This window comes from Actinomyces sp. oral taxon 448 str. F0400 (assembly GCF_000220835.1).
Taxonomy (GTDB): Bacteria; Actinomycetota; Actinomycetes; order Actinomycetales; family Actinomycetaceae; genus Actinomyces.
Genome location: NZ_GL985606.1, coordinates 1,152,496 through 1,161,204, shown reverse-complemented (window position 1 = coordinate 1,161,204; position 8,709 = coordinate 1,152,496). Strand labels below are relative to the sequence as shown.

Sequence of the window (8,709 nt, the reverse complement as noted above, 5' to 3'; positions counted from 1 at the left end):
GCTGAACCACGCCCCCGGCCACCACGTAGAGTCGGGACCTCGCCTGAAAGGTCACAGACAGCCGCGGGGAGAAAACACGGGCCCACACCATGTCTGACGGTCCGTGGCGGAATCCATGTCATAGACCGGTGGCACACTCCCCGTCATGAGCGAGCAGCACGAACGCCCAGTCATAGTCCCCTCCCCCGCCGACACCAACCTCTGTCTGTGCCAGGCTCGGTGGTCGACCGGCCCTCTGCTCGGTCTCGATACCGAAACCACGGGCGTGGATCCGCAAAACGACCGGCTCGTGACGGCCGCCCTCGTAGCCCGCGACCCGCTCAACGCCGATGGCACGCGCCCACAGACGGTGACGACATGGCTGACCGATCCCGGAGTCGAAATCCCTGTCGCCGCGGCGCAAGTTCACGGCATCACCACTGAGCGCGCCCGCTCCGAGGGGCGCCCGGCGACCGACGTGCTCGAGGAGGTCGCCACCGCGCTGGCCGACGCCATGGCCGCGGGCACACCCGTGGTCGTCTTCAACGGCTCCTTCGACCTGACCCTCATGGAGTCCGAGCTCGACCGCCATGGCCTGGCGACCGTGCGCGAGCGTTTAGGACACGGGCTCGGCCCGCTGCTCGACCCGCTCGTCCTGGACCGTAGGGTCGACCGCTACCGCAAGGGCAAACGACGCCTGAGCGACCTGTGCGCGGTTTACGACGTGGAAGTGGACGACTCCCTGCACACCGCCGAAGTGGACGCGATTGCAACACTCGACGTGCTGGAGGCCATAGTGTCGGCCCACCCGGAGCTGGCTCGCCTGAGACTCGATGAGCTCGTTCCTTTTCAAGCGCAGGCCCACCGAGCCTGGGCCACGTCCTTCAATGCCTGGTTAGCGCATAAGAACCCGGGACGCGCAGGTGTCGAGCTCGACTGGCCGCTACTGGCCGGGACGTGAGACACCGCGTCCCCTACGCACTCGCCCGCACGCCGAGGACGTGCGCTGACAAGCTCGACCCACACGTGCGACCACGCGTTTATCCACCCGGATCATCATGGCTCGTGAACTCCTCAACCCGGGGCGCGTCATCCACGCTCCCACCATGGGGCTCCAAGGACTCCCCCGCCGCCACCCGCCATGCCGAAGTCGATCGTGAGCAGTCGTCGAAGTCCTCGCAGCACGATCGTCTCCGCCGATGTCGGCGAGAAGATCGGTGAAGTCTTCAGCCGAGCAGCCGGCAGTTAAGCGCGATATTGCTCTTCGACGTGAAATCATTCTTGCTCTTATCCACGAAGAAATCACACCCTGCACGTCGCCCAGGCGGCCCGCTCATCAGTCGCATTCTCACCGGGCCGGCCGTCGATCCCCGTTCGGTCCCTACTCCCTTCCGGCGTAGTTGGGCGCCTCGACGGTCATCTTGACGTCGTGCGGATGGGACTCCTTGAGTCCGGCGCTTGTAATGCGCACGAATCGACCTCGTTCCTTGAGCTCGTCGATCGAACTGGCCCCCACGTAGAACATCGACTGGTGAAGTCCCCCCACCAGCTGATAGACGACGGCGGCCAACGAGCCGGAGTAGGGTACCTGCCCCTCGATGCCCTCGGGGATGATCTTGTCATCGCCGGGGACGTCGGCCTGGAAGTAGCGGTCCTTGGAGTAGGAGGTGCGGCCGCGCGAACTCATGGCACCCAGCGACCCCATACCGCGGTAGCGCTTCCACTGCTTGCCGTTGACGAAGACCAGATCCCCGGGGGACTCGGTGCAGCCCGCCAGCAGGGAGCCGAGCATCACGGTGTCCGCCCCGGCCACTAGCGCCTTGGCGATATCCCCCGAGTACTGCAGACCGCCGTCGGCAATGAGCGGCACCCCAGCCGGGGTGCAGGCGCGGGCGGCCTCGTAGACGGCCGTGACCTGCGGGACACCCACTCCGGCCACGACTCGGGTGGTGCAGATAGACCCCGGCCCCACCCCCACTTTGACAGCGTCGACACCGGCGTCGATGAGGGCCTGAGCGCCCTCGCGAGTGGCGACGTTGCCGCCAACGATCTGCACTTCGGCGAAGACGGGGTCGTGCTTGAGGCGGGCGATCATCTCCAGCGCCAGGGCGGCACCGCCGTTGGCGGTGTCGACCACGATGACGTCCGCACCCGCCTCGGCCAGAGCGCCGGCCCGCTCCCAGGTGTCGCCCCAGTAACCGACGGCCGCACCAACGACCAGGCGACCCTCGCCGTCCTTGGTCGCCAACGGATACTGCTCAGTTTTGACGAAGTCCTTGACCGTGATTAGACCGGTGAGGCGGCCGGCGTCATCGATCAGCGGCAGCTTCTCGATGCGGTGCTCGGCCAGCAGCGCTTTGGCATCCTCGCGCGAGATGCCGGCGGAGCCGGTGATGAGACGCTCGCGCGGCGTCATGCACTCACCCACGGTCAACGCGTCCCACCTCTCGGGCGGCACGAAACGCAGGTCGCGGTTGGTGATGATACCCAGCAGATTGCCCCCGCCGTCGACGACGGGCAGACCGGAGACCTTGTAGTGCCCGCACAACTCGTCGAGCTGGGAGATGCTGGCGTCCGGGCCGACGGTCACCGGGTCGGAGACCATGCCGGACTCGGAGCGCTTGACGCGACGCACCTGCTGAGTCTGATCCTCGATGGACAGGTTGCGGTGGAGGATGCCCACACCGCCCTGGCGGGCCATGGCGATCGCCATCTCAGCCTCGGTGACCGTGTCCATCGCCGCGCTCAGCAGCGGCGTGGCCAGGGAGATCCCCCCCGCCGTTAGTCGTGAGGTCGTATCGACCTCGGAGGGGATGATGTCCGTCAGCCCGGGCAGCAGAAGAACATCGTCGTAAGTCAGTCCAGTAGGGGCAAACAAGTCGGGGCTGGTGATCGAGTCGCTCACGATTTGCATCGTAGGGCCGCCCGGGCACCCGTGCACTTCGCACCGCCGATGAGCGAATCTGCTCGAGTGTGTCCAACGTACGTCAGAGTCGATCCGCCGCATGAGGACGCCCCCGCACGCGTCTTGCGCACCGGGATCGGCCGGATTCCGATGAAATATCCTCGCCCAGAAGCTTGATCTCACCCCTACGATGTACCTAATGTTGTACCGGACACAACGTGTCCATCTGCGATTCGCGCGTCCACGCGAGGAAGGGTCGTGATGGCAGAGCATGCACGACTCCCCAGGCCGGTCACGGCACTGTGGGAGTGGCAATACCAAGGAGCCTGCATGGGTATGGACTCCATGAGGTTCTTCCACCCTGAAGGAGAGCGCGGCAGCTCGCGCCGTAAACGTGATGACGACGCCAAGGCCATCTGCCGCACCTGCCCCGTCATCCTCGACTGCCGCAACCACGCCCTGAGCACGCGCGAACCCTACGGCGTGTGGGGCGGCATGACCGAAGAGGAGCGCCGCGCCTGGATCAGCCGCCAGGAGAACGGGCGAGGGACGCCGGTCGCCTAGATCCTCCGGACCCCCGCCGGATACCCGCCCCGGAAGTCCGGCGGTGCGGAAGGGGTACCCCTCCTGCACGCCCTGCGGCTCCCGTCCGCGAACGGCCACCGGTCCGGTGCGGCACCACACTTCCTGTGGTGCCGCACCGGACCGGTGAACAGGGCGGCCGGGCCGCGTCAGTGAGCTCGACTCACTTGGTGACGACGGCGAGGACGTCGCGCGCGGAGAGGATGAGGTAGTCCTCTCCCGCATAGTTGACCTCGGTGCCGCCGTACTTGGAGTAGATGACGAGGTCGCCCTCGGTGACGTCAACCGGAACGCGCTTGCCGGAGTCATCGACACGGCCGGGGCCCACGGCCACAACCTTGCCCTCCTGCGGCTTCTCCTTGGCGGTGTCCGGGATGACCAGACCGGAAGCGGTGGTCTGCTCGGCCTCGACCGTCTGCACGACGATCCGGTCCTCGAGCGGCTTGATGGAGATCGACATCTCGTCCTCCCCTTCTCTTGGTGAGCGTCTTGAATGACTGGTGTGTCGCGCCCCGACAGTGTCCGATCGCCGTCGCGGGGGTCGACCGGTCAGACGGGTGCGCGAGCCGCGAGGGAGCGCCGGGGCGCCCTCCCGCGTCTGACGAGGAATCTACGCGCGCCATTAGCACTCAGTCAACGCGAGTGCCAAAACAAGGGGGCGGGTTCGCCGTAGGCGTGCAGCGAGCATGCGGGACGGTCATCCTCCGCGCCTGGCGCGCGTGAACGCCAGAGCCTCGTCCACGCTCGTCTCCCGCTCGCCCAATAGCGGCTCACGCCTCGTGATCACATCCCAAGCGGCCTTGACGGCGGCCGGACGCTCCCTCACCCAGTTGCGCGCCCACCTGCCGCGGTCGACGGTCGCCCGAGTGTCACCCACGCCGTACGCGTCCACGCCCACCGAACGGCACACGGCCACAGCCCGTCCCAGGTGAAAACTCTGGGAAACCAGAAGCGCCTTATCGATCCCGAAGATGGAACGTGCACGCACACAGGTGTCGTAGGTATCGAAACCGGCGTAGTCCAAGGCGATCGCCTCGGAGGGGACCCCCTGACTCACCAAGTAGTCGCGCATGGCGGTCGGCTCGTCGTAACCGACACGGCCGTTGTCCCCCGAGACCAGAATGGCGTCCACCCTCCCCGAGGAATACAAGCCGGCGGCGGTTTCGAGCCGGTACTTCAGCCACGGTGATGGATCGCCAGGGCCGTAGACGGCGGCTCCCAGGACAATGGCCACGGGCGCCGCGGCGGTGTCGCCGTCCTCGCCGTAGGTGCTGACCCGGCCGCTGCTCTCCACCAGGATCCACACATTGGGCGCCAGGACCGTCACAAGGACGAGCGCCGCAGCGACGCATACCACCCGGACCAGTCGGATTCTGCGTCGTGGACCTCGTGCATGTGCACTCATGAGGACTCCCGTCCCTCTCCCTCTCCCCTCGCCGCGGCGGCGGCAGCGCATACGGTACCCCCGCAGCGGAGTCGGCGAGGAACCGACACGGCCCGATCCCCGCCGGGTGCGCGCGGCGGGGCGGCCCCCCGTCCGATGCGTGTCATGATCGCCCCGATGGACGCATCGCACCTCGCACCACTGCTCACGCCCGCCGGCTGGGCCCTGCTCGCCGATCTCCCGCCCTACGACGAATCCACCGTGCTGTCGGTGGGCGCCCGCCTGCGCGAGGCGGGGCACCCGCCCGAGATGGTCGCGGCCGCGCTGACTCAGCAGCGCCTGCGCACCCGCGCCGAAGCGAAGTTCGGGCCCTTCGCCTCCCGGATGCTCTTCACGCCCGATGCCCTGGAGCAGGCCACGAGACTGGTCGTCTCGGCCCACCACGCCGCACGCTACGAGCACGCCGGCGTGCAGCACGTGGCCGACCTGGGCTGCGGCATCGGCGGGGACGCGATGGCGCTGGCGGGTCTCGGGCTCAGAGTACTCGCCGTCGAGAGCGACGAGGCAACCGCGGCGCTGGCAACGGTCAACCTCATGGTCTTCCCCGAGGTTGAAGTCCTGTGCGCCGATGCGCTCGAAGTCGACCTGACGGCCCGCGGGATCGATGCCGTCTTCGCCGACCCCGCACGCCGGTCGCACGGGCACCGCATTGCCGACCCCGAGCAGTGGTCCCCGGCCCTCGGCCGAGTGCTGGCACTGCGTGATGACGTCGGAGCCCTCGGCGTCAAGGTGGCCCCGGGCATCGATCACGCGGCGCTTCCCACCGACGCCCACGTGCAATGGGCCTCCGTGGGCGGCGAGGTCGTCGAGGCCGGCATCTGGTGCGGCCCGCTCGCCGCCGAAGGGCCGGGGCGCTCGGCTCTCGTCCTGTCGGACCCCCCGCCCGCGTCCGACGACCCCCGGGACGCGCCGAGCGCACGGGTCCTGCGCGACCCCGACTGCCATGACCCCTCGACACCCCCCGTCCATCTCGCTCCGCTCGCCGACGTCGGGGCCCTGGGCGCCTATGTTCACGAGCCCGACGGGGCGGCGATCAGGGCCGGGCTCGTGGCTCACATCGCCGAGCGCCTCGATGCGGCACCGGTGGGGGACCGTATCGCCTACCTCAGCGGCGACGCGCTTCCCGACGCCTCCCTGGCCCCGTTCGTGCACTCATGGCGGGTGCGCGAGGTGCTGCCCCTGAACCTCAAGATGCTCAAGACCCGCGTCCGCGAGCACGACATCGGCAGCCTGGAACTCCACAAGCGGGGCGTGCCGGTCACGCCCGACGCCGTGCGCGCAGCCGTCCGCCCGCACGGCCAGGCTCACGAGACTTGGATCATGACCCGCGTCGGGAACGCCGGGGACGCCCAGCGAGCACGCGGTGCCGTCATCGTCGTCGAGCCGTGCGAGGCTCCCACCGTCCCCGTATCGTAAACCGCCCGTACGTCAGCCCCGCCGATCCGGCCCGTCCTGGAACCGTCGAGGAGCCGCTATGACCCTCCCTGCCCGTTTCGTCCACCGCCGACCCCTGCCGTTCGCCCGCTCGCAACGCTCCACTCTCGGCGTCGAGTGGGAGCTTCAGCTCGTCGACCGCGACAGCCTCGACCTGCGCCAGTGCGCCGCCGAGATCCTCCGCGGCATGGGGTCCGATGAGCACATCCACAGTGAGATGATGCTCAACACCGTCGAGCTCGTCTCGGGGGCGCGGCGCACCGTGGCCGAGTGCATCGACGATATCGCGCTGGCCTTCGACCGCCTCCTGCCCGTGACCGATCCACTGCGGGTGGATCTCATCAGCGCCGGCACGCACCCCTTCGCCGACCCGCTGGTGCAGAAAGTGACCGACGCCGAGCGCTACGCGCGCCTGGTGGACCGCACGCGCCTGTGGGGCCACCAGATGCTCATCTTCGGCACCCACGTGCACGTCGGCCTGGAGGAGCGGGCCAAGGCCCTGCCGATCCTGCGGGCACTGCTGACCCGCACCGCCCACTTGCAGTGCCTGAGCGCGTCCTCCCCGTTCTGGGCCGCCCAGGACACCGGCTACGCCGACAACCGGGCCATGATGTTCCAGCAGCTGCCCACGGCGGGCGCGCCCCACCAACTGAACACCTGGGACGAGCTCGAGGCCTACGCCGGGGACATGATCCACACCGGGGTCATCGAGGACTTCTCCGAAGTCCGCTGGGACGTGCGGCCCTCGCCGCGCCTGGGCACGATCGAGGTGCGCTCATGCGACGCCGCCACCAATCTCACTGAGCTGGCGGGCATCGCCGCGCTCACCCAGTGCCTGGTGGAGAGCTTCTCACGGGCCCTGGACCGGGGTGAGGAGCTGGACGTCATGCCGGCGTGGTACGTCGATGAGAACAAGTGGCGCTCGGCCCGGTACGGCATGGACGCCATTCTCATCGTCGACTCGCTGGGCAACGAGGAGCTGGTGAGCGACACCGTAGCGCGAATGCTGACCGAGCTGGCACCGGTTGCGCAGGACCTGGGCTGCCAGACCGAGCTGGAGGGGGTGCGGGCCACCCTGGAGGCGGGAGCCTCCTACCAGCGTCAACTGTCGGCTGTGCGCGCCGGATGCGGCAATGAAGCCGCAGTGCGTCTCCTGCTGGCCGAGATGAGGGCGGGGCGCCCTCTTCCGCCCTCCGACGTGCCCGCCGCCTCCGCCCCCCGCTGAGCCGGACGGGCGGCCGGGTGCGGACGCGACCGATCCTCCGACAGGAGGGAGCAGGTGCGGAGTTCAGCCGACGGTCGAGACAACCGGGATGTTCAAGGGCATGCCGGAGTCGGGAGCGAAGTCCATGGGACTCGGCGCTGCACCGGCGCGCACGGCGGCGGCGCCCAGCGCGGCGATCTGGGCGCCGTTGTCGGTGCAGTAGCGCAGGGGCGGCAGGCGCAGAGCGATGCCGGCGGCCTCGCAGCGCTCGGCGGCCAGAGCGCGTAGGCGAGAGTTGGCGCTGTAGCCCCCGCCGACGACGAGCGCACCGCACTCCATGTCCAGGCAGGCCCGGACGGCCTTGGCGGTCAGGGAATCGTTGACGGCCTCGGAGAAGGCGGCGCACACGTCGGCGCGGGGCACCTCGTGCCCGGCCTCCTGGAAGGACTCCACGTAGCGGGCCACCGCGGTCTTCAGCCCGGAGAAGGAGAAATCGTAGCGGTGGCGCACGCTGTCCTTACCGGCGGTCAGGCCGCGGGGGAAGCGGATGGCCTCGCGGTCCCCCGTCCGGGAGAGTCGGTCGACGTGCGGGCCGCCCGGGTAGGGCAGGCCGAGCAGGCGACCGACCTTGTCGAAAGCCTCGCCAGCAGCGTCATCGAGGGTGCCGCCCAACTCGACAACGTCGGTGGCGATATCACCTACCAGCACAATGGTGGAATGTCCGCCGGAGACGACCAGGCCGATGAAGCGCTCAGGCAGCGGGTCGTCGACGAGCTCGTCGACGGCCAGATGCCCGACGACGTGGTTGACGCCGTAGATCGGTACGTCCAGGGCCACGGCCAGGGCCTTGGCAGCACTGATGCCCACGGTCAGTGAGCCGATGAGGCCGGGGCCCGCGCACACGGCGACGGCATCGACGTCGGACAGGTCCGCCCCGGCCCGGTCCAGGGCGGAGTCCAGGGTGGGGACGAAGGACTCCAGATGGGCGCGCGAGGCGATCTCGGGGACGATTCCGCCGAAACGGGCGTAGGCGTCCATGGAGGTGGCGACCGCGTCGCCGAGGAGCTCGCGACCGCGCACCAACGCCGCACCGGTCTCGTCGCAAGTGGACTCGATGCCCAAGATCAGTGGTTCGCTCACGCCCGCCAGCCTAGCCCCCCC

Annotated in this window: 8 protein-coding genes; 4 read left to right on the top strand and 4 right to left on the bottom strand. The window is 68.9% G+C overall.

Annotation, left to right across the window (positions count from 1 at the left end; genetic code table 11):
* The first annotated feature begins 145 nt into the window (after positions 1-145).
* Complete coding sequence (locus HMPREF9062_RS04950) at positions 146-940, top strand: exonuclease domain-containing protein (protein ID WP_009748951.1); 795 nt, start codon at positions 146-148, stop codon at positions 938-940.
* 420 nt (positions 941-1,360) lie between these two features.
* On the opposite strand, the gene guaB is transcribed toward HMPREF9062_RS04950, so the two are convergent.
* Positions 1,361-2,893, bottom strand: a complete 1,533-nt coding sequence (gene guaB, locus HMPREF9062_RS04945; protein ID WP_009748950.1) for an IMP dehydrogenase — start codon at positions 2,891-2,893, stop codon at positions 1,361-1,363.
* Between the two features lie 252 nt (positions 2,894-3,145).
* Between guaB and HMPREF9062_RS04940 the strand changes: the two genes are divergently transcribed.
* Positions 3,146-3,448, top strand: coding sequence for a WhiB family transcriptional regulator (locus HMPREF9062_RS04940; RefSeq protein ID WP_034253769.1), 303 nt, complete (start codon positions 3,146-3,148; stop codon positions 3,446-3,448).
* Positions 3,449-3,629: 181 nt separating this feature from the next.
* On the opposite strand, the gene groES is transcribed toward HMPREF9062_RS04940, so the two are convergent.
* Both groES and HMPREF9062_RS04930 read right to left on the bottom strand, forming a co-directional pair.
* Positions 3,630-3,926 (bottom strand): co-chaperone GroES, encoded by a 297-nt coding sequence (gene groES, locus HMPREF9062_RS04935; protein ID WP_009748948.1) that lies wholly within the window; start codon positions 3,924-3,926, stop codon positions 3,630-3,632.
* Between the two features lie 237 nt (positions 3,927-4,163).
* Entirely contained in the window at positions 4,164-4,871 is a 708-nt protein-coding gene (locus HMPREF9062_RS04930; protein ID WP_216584405.1) for a SanA/YdcF family protein, read from the bottom strand.
* A gap of 156 nt (positions 4,872-5,027) precedes the next feature.
* Between HMPREF9062_RS04930 and HMPREF9062_RS04925 the strand changes: the two genes are divergently transcribed.
* Positions 5,028-6,326, top strand: coding sequence for a class I SAM-dependent methyltransferase (locus HMPREF9062_RS04925; protein WP_034253766.1), 1,299 nt, complete (start codon positions 5,028-5,030; stop codon positions 6,324-6,326).
* A 58-nt stretch (positions 6,327-6,384) separates the two neighbouring features.
* Complete coding sequence (locus HMPREF9062_RS04920; protein ID WP_009748945.1) at positions 6,385-7,569, top strand: glutamate--cysteine ligase; 1,185 nt, start codon at positions 6,385-6,387, stop codon at positions 7,567-7,569.
* A gap of 63 nt (positions 7,570-7,632) precedes the next feature.
* Here HMPREF9062_RS04920 and tsaD read toward each other — a convergent pair whose 3' ends face one another.
* The gene (tsaD, locus tag HMPREF9062_RS04915; RefSeq protein ID WP_009748944.1) at positions 7,633-8,688 is read right to left on the bottom strand and encodes a tRNA (adenosine(37)-N6)-threonylcarbamoyltransferase complex transferase subunit TsaD; all 1,056 of its coding nucleotides are present in this window, start codon (positions 8,686-8,688) and stop codon (positions 7,633-7,635) included.
* Positions 8,689-8,709: the final 21 nt, after the last annotated feature.

What these genes read in the sequence shown, in the direction of transcription:
- HMPREF9062_RS04950 (WP_009748951.1), top strand. Translation starts at nt 146, where the DNA reads ATGAGCGAGCAGCACGAACGCCCAGTCATAGTCCCCTCCCCCGCCGAC.
- guaB (WP_009748950.1), bottom strand. Translation starts at nt 2,893, where the DNA reads ATGCAAATCGTGAGCGACTCGATCACCAGCCCCGACTTGTTTGCCCCT.
- HMPREF9062_RS04940 (WP_034253769.1), top strand. Translation starts at nt 3,146, where the DNA reads ATGGCAGAGCATGCACGACTCCCCAGGCCGGTCACGGCACTGTGGGAG.
- groES (WP_009748948.1), bottom strand. Translation starts at nt 3,926, where the DNA reads ATGTCGATCTCCATCAAGCCGCTCGAGGACCGGATCGTCGTGCAGACG.
- HMPREF9062_RS04930 (WP_216584405.1), bottom strand. Translation starts at nt 4,871, where the DNA reads ATGAGTGCACATGCACGAGGTCCACGACGCAGAATCCGACTGGTCCGG.
- HMPREF9062_RS04925 (WP_034253766.1), top strand. Translation starts at nt 5,028, where the DNA reads ATGGACGCATCGCACCTCGCACCACTGCTCACGCCCGCCGGCTGGGCC.
- HMPREF9062_RS04920 (WP_009748945.1), top strand. Translation starts at nt 6,385, where the DNA reads ATGACCCTCCCTGCCCGTTTCGTCCACCGCCGACCCCTGCCGTTCGCC.